Annotated in this window: 16 protein-coding genes and 1 tRNA gene; 3 read left to right on the top strand and 14 right to left on the bottom strand. The window is 68.1% G+C overall.

Features of this window, described 5'->3' with window-relative positions; genetic code table 11:
- Positions 1 to 66: 66 nt before the first annotated feature.
- The 10 genes from rpoB to FNV62_RS30180 form a co-directional block, all read right to left on the bottom strand.
- On the bottom strand, positions 67 to 3,552 hold the full coding sequence (gene rpoB, locus FNV62_RS30225) for a DNA-directed RNA polymerase subunit beta (protein WP_060901497.1): 3,486 nt from the start codon (positions 3,550 to 3,552) through the stop codon (positions 67 to 69).
- Positions 3,553 to 4,190: 638 nt separating this feature from the next.
- Positions 4,191 to 4,574, bottom strand: a complete 384-nt coding sequence (gene rplL, locus FNV62_RS30220) for a 50S ribosomal protein L7/L12 (protein WP_143602606.1) — start codon at positions 4,572 to 4,574, stop codon at positions 4,191 to 4,193.
- A gap of 125 nt (positions 4,575 to 4,699) precedes the next feature.
- Positions 4,700 to 5,230, bottom strand: coding sequence for a 50S ribosomal protein L10 (gene rplJ / locus FNV62_RS30215; RefSeq protein WP_060901499.1), 531 nt, complete (start codon positions 5,228 to 5,230; stop codon positions 4,700 to 4,702).
- 360 nt (positions 5,231 to 5,590) lie between these two features.
- Entirely contained in the window at positions 5,591 to 6,442 is an 852-nt protein-coding gene (locus FNV62_RS30210; protein ID WP_164331953.1) for a DUF1396 domain-containing protein, read from the bottom strand.
- A gap of 150 nt (positions 6,443 to 6,592) precedes the next feature.
- On the bottom strand, positions 6,593 to 7,528 hold the full coding sequence (locus FNV62_RS30205) for a hypothetical protein (protein ID WP_097285831.1): 936 nt from the start codon (positions 7,526 to 7,528) through the stop codon (positions 6,593 to 6,595).
- A gap of 154 nt (positions 7,529 to 7,682) precedes the next feature.
- A complete protein-coding gene (gene rplA / locus FNV62_RS30200; RefSeq protein WP_060901502.1) occupies positions 7,683 to 8,408 on the bottom strand; it encodes a 50S ribosomal protein L1 in 726 nt (241 codons plus the stop codon).
- Between the two features lie 94 nt (positions 8,409 to 8,502).
- Positions 8,503 to 8,937, bottom strand: coding sequence for a 50S ribosomal protein L11 (rplK, locus tag FNV62_RS30195; RefSeq protein WP_030359033.1), 435 nt, complete (start codon positions 8,935 to 8,937; stop codon positions 8,503 to 8,505).
- 168 nt (positions 8,938 to 9,105) lie between these two features.
- Positions 9,106 to 9,981: a transcription termination/antitermination protein NusG gene (gene nusG, locus FNV62_RS30190; protein ID WP_099921156.1), complete on the bottom strand. Its 876-nt coding sequence runs from the start codon at positions 9,979 to 9,981 to the stop codon at positions 9,106 to 9,108.
- A gap of 77 nt (positions 9,982 to 10,058) precedes the next feature.
- A complete protein-coding gene (gene secE, locus FNV62_RS30185) occupies positions 10,059 to 10,340 on the bottom strand; it encodes a preprotein translocase subunit SecE (RefSeq protein ID WP_060901504.1) in 282 nt (93 codons plus the stop codon).
- Between the two features lie 107 nt (positions 10,341 to 10,447).
- Positions 10,448 to 10,520: transfer RNA gene (locus FNV62_RS30180), tRNA-Trp, on the bottom strand.
- Positions 10,521 to 10,767: 247 nt separating this feature from the next.
- Here FNV62_RS30180 and FNV62_RS30175 point away from each other — a divergent pair.
- Entirely contained in the window at positions 10,768 to 11,994 is a 1,227-nt protein-coding gene (locus FNV62_RS30175) for a pyridoxal phosphate-dependent aminotransferase (RefSeq protein ID WP_143627788.1), read from the top strand.
- Positions 11,995 to 12,124: 130 nt separating this feature from the next.
- The gene (locus FNV62_RS30170; protein ID WP_097285828.1) at positions 12,125 to 13,165 is read left to right on the top strand and encodes an adenosine deaminase; all 1,041 of its coding nucleotides are present in this window, start codon (positions 12,125 to 12,127) and stop codon (positions 13,163 to 13,165) included.
- On the opposite strand, the gene FNV62_RS30165 is transcribed toward FNV62_RS30170, so the two are convergent.
- Both FNV62_RS30165 and FNV62_RS30160 read right to left on the bottom strand, forming a co-directional pair.
- On the bottom strand, positions 13,110 to 13,829 hold the full coding sequence (locus FNV62_RS30165) for a hypothetical protein (RefSeq protein WP_143627786.1): 720 nt from the start codon (positions 13,827 to 13,829) through the stop codon (positions 13,110 to 13,112). The two genes, FNV62_RS30170 and FNV62_RS30165, sit on opposite strands and share 56 nt — an antisense overlap.
- Positions 13,830 to 13,880: 51 nt before the next feature.
- Positions 13,881 to 14,492: a TetR/AcrR family transcriptional regulator gene (locus FNV62_RS30160; protein ID WP_060901508.1), complete on the bottom strand. Its 612-nt coding sequence runs from the start codon at positions 14,490 to 14,492 to the stop codon at positions 13,881 to 13,883.
- Between the two features lie 125 nt (positions 14,493 to 14,617).
- Between FNV62_RS30160 and FNV62_RS30155 the strand changes: the two genes are divergently transcribed.
- Positions 14,618 to 15,250: an NAD(P)-dependent oxidoreductase gene (locus FNV62_RS30155; RefSeq protein ID WP_143627784.1), complete on the top strand. Its 633-nt coding sequence runs from the start codon at positions 14,618 to 14,620 to the stop codon at positions 15,248 to 15,250.
- A 14-nt stretch (positions 15,251 to 15,264) separates the two neighbouring features.
- On the opposite strand, the gene FNV62_RS30150 is transcribed toward FNV62_RS30155, so the two are convergent.
- Together FNV62_RS30150 and FNV62_RS30145 are read right to left on the bottom strand one after the other, a co-directional pair.
- On the bottom strand, positions 15,265 to 16,320 hold the full coding sequence (locus FNV62_RS30150; protein WP_143602602.1) for a UDP-N-acetylmuramate dehydrogenase: 1,056 nt from the start codon (positions 16,318 to 16,320) through the stop codon (positions 15,265 to 15,267).
- Between the two features lie 195 nt (positions 16,321 to 16,515).
- The gene (locus FNV62_RS30145; RefSeq protein ID WP_143602601.1) at positions 16,516 to 17,985 is read right to left on the bottom strand and encodes a DHA2 family efflux MFS transporter permease subunit; all 1,470 of its coding nucleotides are present in this window, start codon (positions 17,983 to 17,985) and stop codon (positions 16,516 to 16,518) included.
- Between the last annotated feature and the right edge of the window lie 43 nt (positions 17,986 to 18,028).

Below are 18,028 nucleotides of genomic sequence, written 5' to 3'. Positions count from 1 at the left end.
GGGTCCTGGGGCCGGCGGGCCTTCTGCACCTTTTCCAAGGGCGTTCAAAGGCCCGCCGAACTCCCGTCAGACCTCTTCGACGCTGCTCGGCTCGCGCCGGGACAGGTCGATGCCGAGCTCCTCCGCCGCGCGGAAGACGTCCTCGTCGGTGTCACGCATTTCGATGGACATACCGTCGCTGGACAGCACCTCCACGTTGAGGCAGAGAGACTGCATCTCCTTGATGAGCACCTTGAAGGACTCGGGGATGCCGGGCTCGGGGATGTTCTCGCCCTTGACGATGGCCTCGTAGACCTTCACGCGGCCGGTCACGTCGTCGGACTTGATGGTCAGCAGCTCCTGGAGGGCGTAAGCGGCGCCGTATGCCTCCAGCGCCCACACCTCCATCTCACCGAAGCGCTGGCCACCGAACTGGGCCTTACCACCCAGCGGCTGCTGGGTGATCATCGAGTACGGACCGGTCGAGCGGGCGTGGAGCTTGTCGTCGACCAGGTGGTGGAGCTTGAGGATGTACATGTAGCCGACCGAGATCGGCTCCGGGAACGGCTCGCCGGAGCGGCCGTCGAACAGCGGCGCCTTGCCGGACGGAAGCACCATGCGCTCGCCGTCGCGGTTCGGGATCGTGTGGTTCAGCAGACCGGCCAGCTCGTCCTCACGCGCACCGTCGAAGACGGGTGTGGCGACGTTGGTGCCCGGGGCGACCACGTCGGCCTCGATGGCCTGCAGGCGCTGCGCCCAGTCGTCGGCGAGACCGGAGACGTCCCAGCCGCGGCTGGCGAGCCAGCCGAGGTGGATCTCCAGAACCTGTCCCGGGTTCATTCGGGACGGGACACCGAGCGGGTTGAGGATGATGTCGACCGGGGTGCCGTCCTCCAGGAACGGCATGTCCTCGATCGGCAGGATCTTCGAGATGACACCCTTGTTGCCGTGGCGGCCGGCGAGCTTGTCACCGTCCGTGATCTTGCGCTTCTGCGCCACGTAGACACGAACCAGCTGGTTCACGCCCGGCGGCAGCTCGTCGCCCTCTTCACGGTCGAAGACGCGGACGCCGATGACCTTGCCGATCTCGCCGTGCGGCACCTTCAGCGAGGTGTCGCGCACCTCGCGCGCCTTCTCACCGAAGATCGCGCGGAGCAGGCGCTCCTCCGGGGTCAGCTCGGTCTCACCCTTGGGCGTGACCTTGCCGACCAGGATGTCGCCGGCGACGACCTCGGCACCGATGCGGATGATGCCGCGCTCGTCGAGGTCGGCGAGGACCTCCTCGGAGACGTTCGGGATGTCCCGGGTGATCTCCTCGGGGCCGAGCTTGGTGTCACGGGCGTCGACCTCGTGCTCCTCGATGTGGATCGAGGAGAGGACGTCGTCCTGCACGAGGCGCTGCGACAGGATGATCGCGTCCTCGTAGTTGTGACCCTCCCACGGCATGAACGCCACGAGCAGGTTCTTGCCGAGCGCCATCTCGCCGTTCTCGGTCGCCGGACCGTCGGCCAGAACCTGACCGGCGACGACCCGGGCGCCCTCGTCCACGACAACCTTCTGGTTGACGGAGGTGCCCTGGTTCGAGCGGGAGAACTTGTGCAGGCGGTACGTGGTGTACGTGCCGTCGTCGTTGGCGGTGGTGACGTAGTCCGCGGAGACCTCCTGGACCACACCGTCCTTCTCCGACTTCAGTACGTCACCGGCGTCGACCGCGCAGCGGTACTCCATGCCGGTGCCGACCAGCGGCGCCTCGGACTTGATGAGCGGAACGGCCTGACGCATCATGTTCGCGCCCATGAGGGCACGGTTGGCGTCGTCGTGCTCGAGGAACGGGATCATGGCGGTCGCGACCGACACCATCTGGCGCGGCGAGACGTCCATGTAGTCGACGTCCTCACCGGGGACGTAGTCGACCTCTCCGCCACGACGGCGGACCAGGACGCGGGACTCCTCGAAGCGGAGCTCGTCCGTCAGCGGCGCGTTGGCCTGCGCGATGACGAATCGGTCCTCTTCGTCGGCCGTGAGGTAGTCGACCTCGTCGGTGACGACACCGCCGGTGACCTTGCGGTACGGCGTCTCGACGAAACCGAACGCGTTGACCCGGCCGTAGGAGGCGAGCGAGCCGATCAGACCGATGTTCGGGCCTTCAGGGGTCTCGATCGGGCACATGCGGCCGTAGTGCGAGGGGTGCACGTCACGGACCTCGAAGCCGGCCCGCTCACGGGAGAGACCACCCGGGCCAAGAGCCGACAGACGGCGCTTGTGGGTGAGACCCGACAGCGGGTTGTTCTGGTCCATGAACTGCGACAGCTGGCTGGTGCCGAAGAACTCCTTGATGGAGGCGACGACCGGCCGGATGTTGATCAGGGTCTGCGGCGTGATCGCCTCGACGTCCTGGGTCGTCATGCGCTCGCGGACGACGCGCTCCATACGAGCCAGACCCGTGCGGACCTGGTTCTGGATGAGCTCGCCGACGTTGCGCAGACGACGGTTGCCGAAGTGGTCGATGTCGTCCGTCTCGACGACGATCTGCGTGCCGTTGTCACCGACGGTCTCGGTCTCACCGGCGTGCAGCTTCACCAGGTACTTGATCGTCGAGATGATGTCCTCGACGGTCAGGATGCCGGCGTCCAGCGGGGCCTCGCCGCCCAGCTTCTTGTTGACCTTGTAACGGCCGACCTTCGCGAGGTCGTAGCGCTTCGGGTTGAAGTAGAGGTTCTCAAGAAGCGTCTGCGCGGCCTCGCGGGTCGGGGGCTCGCCCGGACGCAGCTTGCGGTAGATGTCGAGCAGCGCGTCGTCCTGGCCCTGGGTGTGGTCCTTCTCCAGGGTGGCGCGCATGGACTCGTACTCGCCGAACTCCTCGAGGATCTGCTCGGTCGTCCAACCGAGAGCCTTCAGGAGAACGGTGACGGACTGCTTGCGCTTGCGGTCGATGCGGACACCGACCATGTCGCGCTTGTCGATCTCCATCTCCAGCCAGGCACCCCGGGACGGGATGACCTTCGCGGAGAAGATGTCCTTGTCGGACGTCTTGTCGATGGAGGAGTCGAAGTAGACGCCCGGCGAGCGGACGAGCTGCGACACCACGACACGCTCGGTGCCGTTGATGACGAAGGTGCCCTTGTTGGTCATGAGCGGGAAGTCGCCCATGAAGACCGTCTGGGACTTGATCTCGCCGGTCTCGTTGTTGGTGAACTCGGCGGTGACGAAGAGCGGGGCCGCGTACGTGAAGTCGCGGTCCTTGCACTCGTCGATGGAATTCTTCGGAGGCTCGAAGCGGTGGTCCCGGAACGTCAGGGACATCGACCCGGAGAAGTCCTCGATCGGGGAGATCTCCTCGAAGATCTCCTCCAGACCGGACTTCGTGGGGACGTCCTGTCCGTTGTCCAGAGCCGCCTCGACACGAGCCTTCCACGCGTCGTTGCCGAGCAGCCAGTCGAAGCTCTCGGTTTGCAGCGCAAGAAGGTTCGGAACCTCGAGGGGCTCCTTGATCTTTGCAAAGGAGATGCGCAGCGGGGCGGTGCTGGCGCCGTTGTTCGTATTCGCGGTCGAGGCAGTGCGCGAGGCGGCCAAGAGGGGGTCCTTCCGAGGGCTCGGACTCACTACGCGCGTACCGGCCCCCCACTGTGGGCACAGAGACAGTCCGTTCCCGATTCAGCCAAAAGGCCAGGTCAGGGATGATCTAGTCATCGGTGCTCACGCGAGGGCATGCCCCTGGTGACGGGCAGGAGGCAGCTAACAGGCAGCGCAAAGGGTCAGTGTAGCCACTAGGCCCACTGATGTCCAGTCCCGGTTTTTTGAGACCATCGTTGTTCTCAACACCTGCGGCAAGCCACGCCCTCAATGCACATCGATACTGCCCTCTTCGTCACCGATCCATGCCTCGGATCCGGATCGTTGTGACGACGCGTCCTGAGAATTGCGCGCTGCGTGCGGTTCGTCAAGGCCCCCCATGCCCTCAGCAAGTGCCGCGATCGTCACGTGCAACCTGTCTTGCAGCCCGTCTTGCAGCCCGTCACGGGCTCGGCCGGAGGCACAACGAAGATCACCATACTCGTCGCCACCGACAGTGCAAGGCAGCCGCCACCGGACCCCCGGGAACGCCGAAGAGCGACCACCCAGATGGGTGATCGCTCCTCAGTGCGTCAGCGTTACAGGTCTACGAGAAGTCCTGTATCGGCTCGCGAGGGGCCCTCAGCGGGCCCGTGGGACTACTTGACCTCGACGGAGGCGCCGGCGCCCTTGAGGGACTCGGCAGCCTTCTCGGCGGCCTCCTTGGCGACCTTCTCGAGAACGGGCTTCGGGGCGCCGTCCACGAGGTCCTTGGCCTCCTTCAGACCCAGGGAGGTCAGCTCACGCACGACCTTGATGACCTGGATCTTCTTGTCGCCGGCACCCGTGAGGATGACGTCGAACTCGTCCTGCTCCTCAGCGGCCTCGACGGCGGCGGCGGGGCCGGCCGGACCGGCGACGGCGACCGCGGCGGCGGCGGTGACGTCGAACTTCTCCTCGAACGCCTTCACGAACTCGGAGAGCTCGATGAGGGTCATGTCCTCGAACTGCGCGAGCAGGTCTTCCTGGCTGAGCTTCGCCATGATGGGCGATCCTTCCACTTATTCGGCTGGTGCCGGGATGTACATGTGAGGCGGGCGTACTTTCGGCCCGCTGCGACCACTGCCTGGGCGGAACTGCTCAGGCGGCGGTCAATGCGCGAGCCGAATTACTCGGCACCGCCCTGCTCGGCCTGCTTGGCACGAAGAGCGTCCACGGTGCGGACGAGCTTCGAGGGGAGCGCCTGGAAGAGCTGGGCAGCCTGAGTCTGCTTGCCCTTGAAGGCACCCGCCAGCTTGGCGAGCAGAACCTCGCGGGACTCGAGGTCCGCAAGCTTCTTGATCTCGTCGGCGGACAGCGCCTTGCCGTCAAGGACACCGCCCTTGATGACGAGGTTGGGGTTGTCCTTGGCGAAGTCACGAAGACCCTTCGCGGACACCACCGGGTCACCGGTGATGAACGCGACCGCCGTCGGACCGTTGAACAGGTCGTCGAGCGTGGAGATCCCGGCCTCGTTGGCCGCAATCTTGGTCAGCGTGTTCTTCACCACGGCGTACTGGGCGTCTTCACCGAGCGAACGACGCAGCGTCTTGAGCTGCGCCACGGTGAGACCCCGGTACTCGGTCAGCACGGCGGCGTTCGAGCTGCGGAACTGGTCCGCGAGCTCGGCTACCGCGGCAGCCTTGTCGGGCCTTGCCATAGAGCGTCGGCCTCCTTCCGGGTGATGAGGACCGCTCAGAAGGGGCTGGGCAAAACGAAACGCCCCGGCGCAGGCGCACGGGGCGTAGCTCGACCGGTACGTCCGCAAGCTGGGCAAGCGAACTCCGGGAGCACATCCACGGTCACCTACGCGGGTCGTCCGCAGTTTCAGCGGATCCTTCGGCCGCCCCGTCCTCTTGCGAGCACAAGGCAACGACCAGCGGTCTTTGGCTTCTGGGGAACAGTACGTGACGGGGTCGCTGTCAAGCAAATCCGCTCGACAGCGCCTCGTCCCGGCACTCGACGGCGCCTCGGCCCAGCGCCCCACGGCGCCTCGGCCCAGCGACGGTTCAGTACAGGATCAGCCCTTCTGGGCGTCCTTCATCAGCTGCGCGAGGTCGACGGTGTCCTTGGCGGGCGGGGCCTTCACCGTCACCGGCTTGTTGTAGTCGAGGAAGACCATGGTCATGTCGAGCGGGCCCTTGTCGGAGGCCGCGCGCACCCGGACCTGCTTGGTGTGGTCGTCCGGCCCGACCCACATGTCCATCGTGAGCTTGTCGGCGCCCAGCTCCTCGTACTGCTTCAGGCTCTTCTCGCGCTTGTCCCGCGTCGCCTTGTCCTTCTTCTTGAGCTCGGCGCGGAGGTCGTCGAGGGTGACCGTGCCGTTGTAGTGGGTGGTCTGCACGCCGTCGATCTTCTCGGTGCCGACCTTCTTCACGTCCTTGGAGCCGGTCAGGTACGTGGACTCCTGGGACGGGTCCTGCTCGGCCTGGTCGGAGAGCTTGCTCGCGTCGATGCCCGGGGAGTTGTTGGCACCCTTGGCCATCCCGGAGATGTCGAACTTCATCCAGCTCTTGCCGTCCATCTCCTTGGCGGCGGCCGCGCCCCCGCCCAGGTACATCGCCCCGTCGACGACCCGGATCTCCACCTTGCCGTCGGCGCCCTGGTCGAGAGCGGTCATCTTCATGCTCATGGCCAGCGGCTTCATGCTCATCGACGCCTGGGCCTCGACGCGGCCCGTCTCCGGGACCTTGCCGGTCATCCGGTAGCTGAGCGAGGTGATGGCCTCGCTGTTCTTCGCCGCCTTGGCCACGGCCGCCGCGGGCGTCATCTTCGGCGACTCGTCGCCCTTCGCACAGGCGACGGCGCCCCCCGCGAGGACCAGGGCCGCGAGCGCGGCCCCCGCCGCTCCGTGACGTACGGAGTCACGCACAGAAAACATCAGGATCCCCCCCAGGGAACACATGAGCGATACACAGACTTCGGCAGCGTAGCCCAGGGAGGTTCCAGCGGTCTCATGAATTCTTTTGAGTTTCTTGGTACTTGAGTTTCTTGGTACCTGGGCCTCCGGGCGCCCGGAGCCTCAGCTCGTGGTGCCCGAACCGCTCGAAGTGTCGCCGCTGCCCGGCGTCAGGCCCTGTGACTTCAGCAGGTCCTTGAAATCGGTCGTGTCTCCCGCCGGGGGCGCCACGGCGGCGACCTTCACTCCGTAGTCGCTGTAGTACGTCGTGGAGGACATCGTGCCGCTCGACAACTCGCCCTTGGAGACCGCCTTGACGAGCAGGTCCTTGCCGTTGACCCAGATGTCGACGTCCTCCGTCGTGATGCCGGCCTGGGTGAACTGCTTCTTGAGGTCGGCGAGTTGGCTCGCCGTGAGGTGGGAGCTCTTGGCCGCGAGGTCCGTCACGTTCACCGTGCCCGCGTAGTGCGTGGTCTTCTCGCCGCGGACCGTCTCGTCGCCGACCTTCTTCACATCGCCGGAGGCCAGCAGGAGCTTCACCGACTGGTTCGGCGAGCTGTTCTGCATCTGGTCCTTCAGGAACGCGCCGGAGCCGCCCGCGATCTTCGCGAGGTCGTCGTACGCGTACTTGATCCAGTGCTTGCCGCCCATCTGCCCGGCGAACGCCTCGCCCATCTTGGCGTAGTAGGCGTCCGACAGATAGCGGGCCTGCATGGAGGTGCTGCCCGTCTTGCGCATCGCCTCGGCCATCGTGCCGCCGGTGTACGTGATCGTCATGTCACCGGTGAGGCCGCTGCCCCAGCTCATGGAGCCGCCCGACTTCATGGACATCAGCGTGCCCAGGCTCGTCGTGGACTCGATCCTGGCGGAGTCGGCGCCGTCGGTGGACTTCTCGGCCGACTGGAGGGCCGCTATGGGGCTGACGTGAGTCGTGCCCTGGGCCGCCTTGTCGTCCTTGCCGGAGCCTCCGGAGGAGCCCGAGGAACAGGCGGCCACCCCCGCCAGCGCGCTCACCAGCGCGATCGAAAAGGTCACTCGGCGCACGCGCGTGCTCTTCATTCGTCCCACCCCTATGCGAATCCTGAGAGCTGCACGCTAACGCAGCCCACTGACACACGTATCCAGGAATGGGGACGGGCCCCGCACCTCGAAAGGTTGCGGGGCCCGTGCCAAGAACGCGTATGCGACGCGGTCACCGTGGTGAGCGGAAGGCTCAGACGGCGGCCGGGTCCTCCTCGACGAGGAGGTTGCGGGTGCGGTTCGGGTCGACCGGAACGCCGGGGCCGATCGTGGTGCTGATCGCGGCCTTCTTGATGTAGCGACCCTTGGCGGCGGACGGCTTCAGACGAAGGATCTCGTCCAGCGCGGCGCCGTAGTTCTCCACCAGCTTGGCCTCGTCGAAGGAGGTCTTGCCGATGATGAAGTGCAGGTTCGAGTGCTTGTCGACGCGGAACTCGATCTTGCCGCCCTTGATCTCGGTCACGGCCTTGGCCACGTCCGGGGTCACGGTGCCGGTCTTCGGGTTCGGCATCAGACCACGCGGGCCGAGGACACGGCCCAGACGGCCGACCTTGCCCATGAGGTCCGGGGTGGCGACGACGGCGTCGAAGTCCAGACGGCCCTTCGACACCTCGTCGATGAGCTCGTCGGAGCCGACGATGTCGGCGCCCGCGGCGAGTGCGGCCTCGGCACGGTCACCGGTCGCGAAGACCAGGACCCGGGCGGTCTTACCGGTGCCGTGCGGGAGGTTCACGGTGCCGCGGACCATCTGGTCGGCCTTGCGCGGGTCTACACCCAGGCGGAAGGCGACCTCGACGGTGCCGTCGAACTTGCTCGTGGAGGTCTCCTTGGCGAGACGGACGGCCTCGAGCGGGGCGTAGAGCTTCTCCCGGTCGATCTTGGCGTCCGCAGCGCGGAGAGACTTGCTGCGCTTGCTCACTACTGCTCCTGATGTGTTCTGAGGAGTCGTGGTACGGACCGAGCAGGCCCTGCCACGTGCGGCTCGCGCCGCATGGTTCCTACGAAGGTGGGTGTCAGCCCTCGACCGTGATGCCCATGGAACGGGCGGTGCCGGCGATGATCTTCGACGCGGCGTCCAGGTCGTTGGCGTTGAGGTCGGGCATCTTCGTGGTGGCGATCTCGCGGACCTGCGCCTGGGTGATCTTGGCGACCTTGGTCTTGTGCGGCTCGCCGGAGCCCTTCTCGACACCCGCGGCCTTGAGGATCATCTTGGCGGCCGGCGGAGTCTTGGTGATGAAGGTGAAGGAGCGGTCTTCGTAGACCGTGATCTCCACCGGGATGACCCAACCGCGCTGCGACTCCGTCGCGGCGTTGTAGGCCTTGCAGAACTCCATGATGTTGACGCCGTGCTGGCCCAGCGCCGGACCGACCGGCGGAGCCGGGTTGGCCGCGCCGGCCTGGATCTGGAGCTTGATAAGCCCCGTGACCTTCTTCTTCTTGGGAGGCATGTGCTCTCTCCGGGTCCTAGTGAGAGTTTTCAGCTTCCGTCCGGTTCATCCGGATGGAGGCATACCGCACAACGATAACGGGTATCCATGCGCGGCCAAAAACCGAGCAGGTCAGACGGGCTGCGTGAGCCCGTCTGACCTGTTCGGAAGACGTACGTCCAGAAGCTGCTAGTTCTTCTGGATCTGGTCGAACGAAAGCTCGACCGGGGTCTCGCGACCGAAGATCTCCACCAGGCCCTTGACCTTCTTGGAGTCGGCGTTGATCTCGTTGATGGTCGCCTGCAGCGTGGCGAACGGGCCGTCCGTGACGGTGACCGAGTCGCCGACCTCGAAGTCCAGCACCTGGACTTCGAGCTTGCGCTGCGGAGCGGGCTTGCCCTCGGCCTCGGCGGCCTCACGGGCGGCCTTCTCCTCGGCCTCCGGGGCGAGCATCTTGACGATCTCGTCCAGCGTCAGCGGGTACGGGTCGTAGGCGTTGCCCACGAAGCCGGTGACACCGGGAGTGTTGCGGACGACACCCCAGGACTCGTTCGTCAGGTCCATGCGGACCAGGACGTAGCCCGGGAGCTTGTTCTGCTTGATCGTCTTGCGCTCGCCGTTCTTGATCTGCGCGACTTCTTCCTGCGGCACCTCGGCCTGGAAGATGAAGTCCTCGACGTTCAGCGAGACGGCGCGCTGCTCGAGGTTGGTCTTCACGCGGTTCTCGTAACCGGCGTAGGTGTGGATGACGTACCACTCGCCGGGGAGCGTGCGCAGCTCCTCGCGCAGAGCGGTGACGGGGTCGACGGGTTCGGCCTCTTCTTCGGCCTCTTCCTCGTCGCCTTCCTCGGCGTCTACGGCAAGGGCCTCGTCGGGAACGTCCTCGTCCTCGACGTCCTCACCGGACTCGTCCTCGACGTGCAGGGCCGCTTCCTCGGCGGGCTCGCCGGTGGCGGCATCGGCAGCCTCGAACTCGTCCACGACGTCCGCGCCCTCGACGATGTCGAGCTCGTCGTCAACGGACTCGACCGACTCGCTGGCATCGTTCAGGTTCGGGTCAGACACGGTGGCTGCTTCTTCCTGGATACATGGGGGTGGAACGCGCGAAAGGGGCGCCGGTGACGGCGCCCTTCGCTCTCGGCTCAGCCGAAGACGTACTTGGCGGCGTGGTTGAGCCCATAGTCAATCACGGTCACCAGGCCAATCATGATGACGACGAAGACAATCACCACTGTGGTGTACGTCGTCAGCTGATTGCGAGTCGGCCAGACGACCTTGCGGAGCTCCGCGATGATCTGGCGGTAGAAAGTGGCAAGGCGCTTCAGCGGGCCCTTCTTGGCACGCTTACCGCCCTTGCGGGCCTTCTTCTGAGACTCGGGCGCCTCGGCATCAGGCATGTCGATGGAGCCCACGGCGTCCGTCACTCGTCCTCACCTGATTCCGGGTCGTGGCCGTGCCGCGCCCGGTTGAGCCGCACGGCGGTGCATTGCAGTACGTACATGCGCACACATCCTGGCGAAGGTGTGTGTAGCAGGGCCGGAGGGACTTGAACCCCCAACCGCTGGTTTTGGAGACCAGTGCTCTACCAATTGAGCTACGACCCTTTGTTTCCCCCAACGTACCGCATCCACCCGGATGCTCGGTGTGCATCGGATGAGTGCGGCCGGTGAAGGCCAACGAGGTGAGAGTGTACGTGGTCCGGGGCCGGTCGTCGAACAGAAAGTGTCCGTACGGGCTTTGTCCGCCGAAGATCGACCGGTGAGGGATCCGGATCCGGACGGTTGTTCTCTTGTTGTTCAGTCCGTGAAACCCGCGTGCCGGGGAAGTTTCCAGTCTGAAACGATGGGTGCCATGAGCCCTGCAACCCCTCCCACCGAGCGCCGGGTCTCCGCCCGAGTCGGCGCGATCTCCGAGTCCGCCACCCTCGCCGTGGACGCCAAGGCCAAGGCACTCAAGGCCGCCGGGCGCCCGGTGATCGGCTTCGGCGCCGGTGAGCCCGACTTCCCGACCCCGGACTACATCGTCCAGGCCGCCATCAAGGCCTGCTCCAACCCGAAGTACCACCGCTACACGCCGGCCGGCGGGCTCCCCGAGCTGAAGGCCGCGATCGCCGCGAAGACCCTGCGCGACTCCGGCTACGAGGTGGAGGCCGCCCAGGTCCTGGTCACCAACGGTGGCAAGCAGGCCATCTACGAGGCCTTCGCCGCGATCCTCGACCCGGGCGACGAGGTCATCGTCCCGGCGCCCTACTGGACGACGTACCCGGAGTCGATCCGTCTCGCCGGCGGTGTCCCGGTCGAGGTCGTCGCCGACGAGACCACCGGCTACCGCGTCTCGGTCGAGCAGCTGGAGGCCGCCCGCACCGAGAACACCAAGGTGCTGCTCTTCGTCTCCCCGTCCAACCCGACGGGCGCGGTCTACAGCCGCGAGCAGATCGAGGAGATCGGCCGCTGGGCCGCCGAGAAGGGCCTGTGGGTCCTGACGGACGAGATCTACGAGCACCTGGTCTACGGGGACGCGGAATTCCACTCCCTCCCGGTGGTCGTCCCCGAGCTCGCCGACAAGTGCATCGTCGTGAACGGCGTCGCGAAGACGTACGCCATGACGGGCTGGCGCGTGGGCTGGGTCATCGGCCCGAAGGACGTCGTCAAGGCCGCGACCAACCTCCAGTCGCACGCCACCTCGAACGTGTCCAACGTCGCCCAGGTCGCCGCCCTCGCCGCCGTCTCCGGCGATCTGACGGCCGTCGCCGAGATGCGCGAGGCCTTCGACCGCCGCCGCAAGACCATCGTGCGGATGCTCAACGAGATCGACGGCGTGCTCTGCCCCGAGCCCGAGGGCGCCTTCTACGCGTACCCCTCGGTCAAGGCCCTCGTCGGCAAGGAGATCCGCGGCAAGCGCCCCAAGGACACGGTCGAGCTGGCCGCGCTCATCCTGGAGGAGGCCGAGGTCGCGGTCGTCCCGGGTGAGGCCTTCGGCACCCCGGGGTACCTGCGCCTGTCGTACGCCCTGGGTGACGAGGATCTCGTCGAGGGCGTCAGCCGGATCCAGAAGCTCCTGGCCGAGGCACGGGACTGACGTTTTCGCGCTCCACGCGTGTGTGCGGGCCGTTTCCCCCGGGGGGAGACGGCCCGCTTCTTCGTGCGAGCAAGACCACTAACGAGGAAAGCGCTACCGACACGGCGGGAACGTACGGCAGGATCCTGGAATGGAGCGCGTACGTGATCTCTCTGAACTGCCGAAAGCCCATCTGCACCTGCACTTCACCGGTTCGATGCGGCCCACCACCGTGCTGGAGCTGGCCGACAAGTACGGCGTCCGGCTGCCCGAAGCCCTCACCGAGGCCCTGACCAGCGGCGAACCGCCCAGGCTGCGGGCGACCGACGAGCGCGGCTGGTTCCGCTTCCAGCGGCTGTACGACGCGGCGCGGTCCTGCCTCAGAGAGCCCGAGGACATCCAGCGGCTGGTGCGCGAGGCCGCCGAGGAGGACCTGAGGGACGGCTCCGGCTGGCTGGAGATCCAGGTCGACCCGACCTCGTACGCGCCCCGGCTGGGCGGGCTCATCCCCGCCCTGGAGATCATCCTGGACGCGGTGGACTCGGCCGTGCGGGAGACCGGGCTCGGGATGCGCGTCCTGGTGGCCGCGAACCGCATGAAGCACCCGCTGGACGCCCGCACCCTGGCCCGGCTCGCCGTGCGCTACGCGGACCGCGGCGTCGTCGGCTTCGGGCTCTCCAACGACGAGCGGCGGGGCATGGCGCGGGACTTCGACCGGGCCTTCGCGATCGCGCGGGACGGCGGTCTGCTGTCCGCGCCCCACGGCGGCGAGCTGACCGGCCCGGCGTCGGTCCGCGACTGCCTGGACGACCTGCACGCCACCCGGATCGGGCACGGTGTGCGCGCCGCCGAGGACCCCCGGCTGCTGAAGCGCCTCGCGGACCGCGGCATCACCTGCGAGGTGTGCCCGGCGTCGAACGTCGCCCTGGGGGTCTACGAGAAGGCCGAGGACGTCCCCCTGCGCACCCTCTTCGAAGCCGGCGTCCCGATGGCCCTCGGCGCCGACGACCCCCTGCTGTTCGGCTCCCGGCTGGCCGCCCAGTACGAGCTGGCACGCCACCACCACGGCTTCACGGACGCGGAACTGGCCGAGCTCGCACGCCAGTCGGTGCGGGCCACGGCGGCCCCCAAGGACGTCAAGGAGAAGCTCCTGTCGGGCATCGACGACTGGCTGACCGCCCCGGTCGCCTGAAGTGGGTGTAGGGCGGATACGCCTGGAAGCCGATGTCCAGCTCGACGTGACAGCCTCGGGACGGCGGCAGGTGCGGGGTGAGGGAGGCGACGAGCACGTCCTGCCCCTCGGCGGCCCGCTTCCCACGCGGCCCGAACCCGGCCGCCGCCTCCAGCTGCGTGGCCGCCGAGGCGAAGGTGTCGCGGGCGCCGAGGAGGAAGAGCGTCCCCGCGTGTACGGCCGGACGGATCCGGTCCCGCACGTCGAGGCGGTCCCAGCGCTGCTCCCAGCGCGCCTCCCAGGCGGCCGCGTGGGCGGCGGTGCGCTCCTCGTTCGTGCGCACGGTGAGCGGGGTGCCCTCACCCAGCCGACGGCGCAGTTCGGGCCAGGCGGAGGCCCGCAGGCCCGGCGACCGGTGGGCGAGGACGAGGTCGACCGGCACCCCGGGCGCGTAGGCCCTGGGGATGCTCCGCCGCAGCGGGACGTACACGATCGTGTGCCGGGAGAACGCGGCGAACGAGAAGAGCGCGGCGAGGCGGGCGAGTCCGTCGTGGTCGCCCACGAGGTAGCCCCAGCCTTCGATGGGGTCACTGAGCGTGGTGTGCCGCAGCGGCGGACGCGGCTGGACGACCCGGTAGGCCCGGGGGCCGATGCGCGGCGTGAACTCCGTGACGCTCAGCCGCACAGGGAGCGTCTCGCGGCCGTGGGGGCTTGTCTCATCGGGCCAGGGTGACCGTCACGAGGGTTCGTCCGCAACGGAGATTCCGCCCAGCAGCGTGCGGGCGATCGACAGGGCGAACTCGTCCACGGGCGGCGGCTTGCCCTCCTCCGTGGAGTCGTAGGCGAAGGCGCGCTGGGCGCAGGCGCCCAGCAGGAGCGAGGCGGCCGCGTAGGTGTCGACCCCGGCGCGGACCCGGCCCGCGTCCTGTTCGGCGCGGAGATAGGCGTCGAGACCCCGGATGGGCATGTGGGGGCCCGACCCCATGGAGCGCATCGACTCCTCGTGCCGGCGCTTGAGCTGCGTTTCCGCGTACAAGGAGGCGGCGATCGGAAAACTCTGCTCATAGAAGAGGGCCGCCTGGCGGGCGATCTCGGTGAGGTTCTCCAGAAGGGAGCCCCGGCCCGGCTCGGCCGCGAGGCCGGCCAGCAGCGGCTTCAGCTGGGGCAGGCGTTCCTTGAGCACGTTGACGAACAGTTCCTCCTTGCTCGGGAAGTACTTGTAGAGCGCCGCCTCCGAGCAGCCCGCGGCCTTGGCGATCTCCTTGGTCGTGGCGCGGGCGAGGCCGATGGTGAGCATGAGCTCGTGCGCCGCGTCGAGGATGCGGATCCGGGCCGGTTTCTGCTGCATGGGCCCCAAGGATTCCATGGTCACCCCTGTTCGGCCTTGACGAGTGGGTGAGTGCTTACCCACTCTAGGAGCAAGCAGGGGTGAGTGAATACTCACCCACTCAATCCGTCCAGGGGGATCACGTCATGAAACTCACCGTCTTCGGGGCCACCGGCGGCATCGGCCAGGAGATCGTCCGGCAGGCGCTGGACTCCGGCCACCAGGTCACGGCCGTCGTACGGGACCCGGCGCGGCTGACCGTCACGGGTGCGGGCCTGGAGGTGTTCCGCGCGGACCTCACGGACCCGCAGGCGCTGCGCCCCGCGGTCGCGGGCCGGGACGCCGTCCTCTCCGGGCTCGGCGCCCGCAGCCGCAAGGACGCCGGGATCGCGACCCGGCTGACCCGTACGGTGCTGGGCGCCATGGAGGCCGAGGGGGTGCGCCGGCTGCTGGTGGTGAGCGCGGGGCCGGTCGGTCCCGACCCCGAGGGCGCGGCGTTCGCCGACCGCGCCGCGCGGGGCCTGGTCTCGCTGATCCTGAAGGACGTCTACGCCGACCTGGCGGCCATGGAGGGCGAGCTGGCCCGGAGCACGAGCGACTGGACGGTCGTGCGGCCGCCGCGCCTGCAGAACAAGCCGGTGACCGGCTCGTACCGGACGGTCGTCGGAGGCTTCCCGCTCAAGGGCCGGTTCATCGGGCGCGCCGACGTGGCGCACGCGATGCTGGCGATGATCAACGACCCCGGGACGGTGAAGCAGGGCGTCGGAGTCGCCTACTAGAGCCGGAGCTCCGCCTAGAGCTCCACGCCCACCGTCACCGGCTCGTTGACGAGGGTGATCCCGAAGGCGTCGCGGACGCCGGCGACGACCTCGCGGGCCAGCGCGAGGAGGTCCTCGGTGGTGGCCCGGCCCCGGTTGGTGAGGGCCAGCGTGTGCTTGGTGGAGATCCGGGCGGGTCCGGAGCCGTAGCCCTTGGTGAAGCCGGACTTGTCGATCAGCCAGGCCGCGGAGGTCTTGGTGTGGCCGTCGCCCGCCGGGTACGCGGGCGGCACGACGTCGGTGCCCAGCCGCTCCGCCACGCGCGCGTGGAACGCGGTGAACTCCTCGTCCGTGAGGATCGGGTTGGTGAAGAACGACCCGGCCGACCAGGTGTCGTGGTCCTCGGGGTCGAGCACCATGCCCTTGCCGGAGCGCAGCTTCAGGACGGTCTCGCGGGCGGTGGCGAGCGGCACCCTGTCGCCGGGCTCGACCCCGAGGGAGCGTGCCGTCTCGGCGTACTTGATCGGCGCCGACAGCCCGTCCGCGTCCTCCAGCTCGAACCTGACGCGCAGCACGACGTACCGCTCGGGGTCGGCCTTGAAGCGGCTGTGGCGGTACGAGAAGGCGCAGTCGGCGTTGGCCAGGGTGACCGTCTCGCGCGCCCTGCGGTCGTACGCGACCACTTCGGTGATGGTGGACGACACTTCCTGGCCGTACGCGCCCACGTTCTGGATCGGGGTCGCGCCGGCGGAGCCGGGGATCCCGGCGAGGCACTCGACGCCGGCGAGCCCGGCCTCGACGGTGCGGGCGACCGCGTCGGTCCACACCTCGCCCGCCGCCAGCTCCAGCCTCGTACCGTCGAGGGCGAAGCCGGTGGTCGCGATGCGCAGGGCGGTCCCGGCGAAGCCCTTGTCGCCGATGACCAGGTTCGATCCGCCGCCGATGATCAGCAGCGGCGTACCGGTGTCGTCGGCCTCTCGGACGGCGGCGATCACCTCGTCGTCGGTCGTGGCGGTGATCAGCCGGGTCGCGGGACCCCCCAGCCGGAAGGTGGTCAGCGGGGCGAGGGGGGCGTCGTGGAGTTCCTGCACGGGCTCAAGAGTACGAGAAGGGCCCCGCCGGTCGAGGCGGGGCCGCTTCTGTGTGCGCACGGGATGAACCAATCAAGGGTTTGGATCCTGGACCCTCTACGACGAGCGGTTGCCCTCCCACTCACCGCGAGGCGGTTTCTCCGGCCTCGGAGTGAGGCGTCTCCTGTGTCTCAGCGTGAGGCGGTTTCCCTTGCCTCAGCGTGAGGCGGTTTCCAGAACCGGGCCCTGGGCCAGATCCTGCCCTTGGGGCGACTCGGGGGCGACGACCCGGGTCTGAGCCTGAGCCGCACGCCGCGCCGTCGGGATGAGCAGCACCGCGACGCCCGCCAGGGCGACCACCGCCGAGCCCACCACGAGCGCCGGCCGCAGACCGTCCACGAAGGTCTGCGCGGTCCCGTAGCCGCCCTGCGCGGAGAAGATCGAGGACATCACCGCGATGCCGAGCGCGCCGCCCACCTCACGCAGCGCGTTGTTGGCGCCGGAGGCGATGCCCTGCTCCTGCGGACGGACGCTGGACATGACCAGGTTGGAGGCCGGGGCGAAGTACAGGGACATTCCGATGCCGCTGACGATCAGGGCGGGCAGCTGGGCGGCGTACGAGGCGTGGGCGGCGACCACGGAGGCGTAGTACGCGAGCCCGGCGGCCTGCAGGAAGAGCCCGGTGGCGACCACGGGACGCCCGCCGACGCGGTCGGAGAGGTACCCGGCGATCGGCGCGACGAGCATCGGCATCCCGGTCCAGGGCAGCATCCGCAGGCCGGCCTGGGTGGGCGAGTAGCCGAGGACGCCCTGCATGTACTGGCTGAGCAGGAAGATCGAGCCGAACATCCCGAGGAACATCAGCAGGCTCGCGGCGTTGATCCCGGCGAAGGCACGGGAGCGGAAGAGCCGCATCGGCAGCATCGGGTTCTTGGCGCGGATGCCGTGGACGACGAAGCCGGTGAGCAGCGCGGCGCCGGCGAGCAGACCGGTCAGGACGATCGGGCTGGTCCAGCCCTCGGCGGGCCCGCGGACCAGGCCGTACACGATCCCGAACAGACCGCCGCTGACGAGCAGGGTGCCGGTGATGTCGAGCGGGGCGCCGGTGCCGTGGGACTCGGCCAGCCGCAGTCGGGCGAGGGGCAGCAGGGCGAGGCCCAGCGGAACGTTCAGCCAGAAGATCCAGTGCCAGGAGACGTGCTCGGTGAGACTGCCGCCGATGAGGGGCCCGGAGGCGACAGCGAGTCCGTTCACGGCACCCCAGATCCCGTACGCCATGCCGCGCTTGGCGGCCGGCACCGCGGCCGTCAGCAGGGTGAGCGTGAGCGGCATCATGATCGCCGCGCCGACGCCCTGGACCGCGCGGGCGGCGATCAGCGAGTCGAGGCCGGGCGCCATGGCGGCGGCCGCCGAGGCGCCGGTGAAGACGGAGAGACCGACGAGGAAGAGCCGACGACGGCCGAACCGGTCGCCGAGCGCCGCGCCGAACATCAGCAGGACGGCGAAGGTGAGCGTGTAGGCGCTCACGGTCCATTCCAGGTCGTCCAGCGCTCCGCCGAGATCCCTGCGGATGGAGGGCAGTGCGGTGGTGACGACGAGATTGTCGAGAGCCGCCATGAATCCGGCGACGCTGGTGATGATGAGGGCCCAGGTGGCTCCCCCGCGACGTGCGGTCTGCTGTGACATCGCTCCCCCTAAGGGCGATCGTTCCCTATGATTAGTTATTGCT

This window comes from Streptomyces sp. RLB3-17 (genome assembly GCF_007113425.2).
GTDB lineage: Bacteria > Actinomycetota > Actinomycetes > Streptomycetales > Streptomycetaceae > Streptomyces > Streptomyces mirabilis_D.
Note: the sequence above shows the minus strand (reverse complement) of the source record. Positions and strands in the feature narration are given on the sequence as shown.

Coding starts and splice junctions, on each gene's coding strand:
- rplL (WP_143602606.1), bottom strand. CDS start 4,574: ATGGCGAAGCTCAGCCAGGAAGACCTGCTCGCGCAGTTCGAGGACATG.
- FNV62_RS30155 (WP_143627784.1), top strand. CDS start 14,618: ATGAAACTCACCGTCTTCGGGGCCACCGGCGGCATCGGCCAGGAGATC.
- FNV62_RS30175 (WP_143627788.1), top strand. CDS start 10,768: ATGAGCCCTGCAACCCCTCCCACCGAGCGCCGGGTCTCCGCCCGAGTC.
- FNV62_RS30205 (WP_097285831.1), bottom strand. CDS start 7,528: ATGAAGAGCACGCGCGTGCGCCGAGTGACCTTTTCGATCGCGCTGGTG.
- FNV62_RS30145 (WP_143602601.1), bottom strand. CDS start 17,985: ATGTCACAGCAGACCGCACGTCGCGGGGGAGCCACCTGGGCCCTCATC.
- rplK (WP_030359033.1), bottom strand. CDS start 8,937: ATGCCTCCCAAGAAGAAGAAGGTCACGGGGCTTATCAAGCTCCAGATC.
- FNV62_RS30170 (WP_097285828.1), top strand. CDS start 12,125: ATGGAGCGCGTACGTGATCTCTCTGAACTGCCGAAAGCCCATCTGCAC.
- rplJ (WP_060901499.1), bottom strand. CDS start 5,230: ATGGCAAGGCCCGACAAGGCTGCCGCGGTAGCCGAGCTCGCGGACCAG.
- FNV62_RS30160 (WP_060901508.1), bottom strand. CDS start 14,492: ATGCAGCAGAAACCGGCCCGGATCCGCATCCTCGACGCGGCGCACGAG.